Source organism: Amycolatopsis decaplanina DSM 44594 (genome assembly GCF_000342005.1).
In the GTDB taxonomy this organism is placed as follows: domain Bacteria; phylum Actinomycetota; class Actinomycetes; order Mycobacteriales; family Pseudonocardiaceae; genus Amycolatopsis; species Amycolatopsis decaplanina.
On the sequence record NZ_AOHO01000011.1, the window covers coordinates 1 to 432 of the forward strand.

Genomic DNA, 432 nt, shown 5'->3' on the forward strand with positions numbered 1-432 from the left:
ACGTTCCCGGGCCTTGTACACACCGCCCGTCACGTCATGAAAGTCGGTAACACCCGAAGCCCATGGCCCAACCTCGTAAGGGGAGGGAGTGGTCGAAGGTGGGACTGGCGATTGGGACGAAGTCGTAACAAGGTAGCCGTACCGGAAGGTGCGGCTGGATCACCTCCTTTCTAAGGAGCAACACATCCACCCCGCCGGGATACCCGGGGCAACGGTGGTGGAGTGGCCAGGGTTTCAACACCGACTGTGTGTTGGCGCTGGTTGCTCAAGGAATTGTGGAACTNCGGTTGTGATACCGCCGGCTAGTACTGCGGAGCTTGCTTCGCGTGGAACCCCGGTCGTGGAGCTGGGTGGTGGGTTGTTCGCTGTGCACACTGTTGGGTCCTGAGGCAACACGCCTCAGGGCTTACACAGCCCTGAAACGTAGTTTGT

1 rRNA gene is annotated in these 432 nt (G+C 59.9%); it reads left to right on the plus strand.

Annotated features, from left to right (window positions below):
* A 16S ribosomal RNA gene (locus tag H074_RS00080) occupies positions 1 to 170 on the plus strand; the annotation flags it as partial.
* Positions 171 to 432 lie beyond the last annotated feature (262 nt).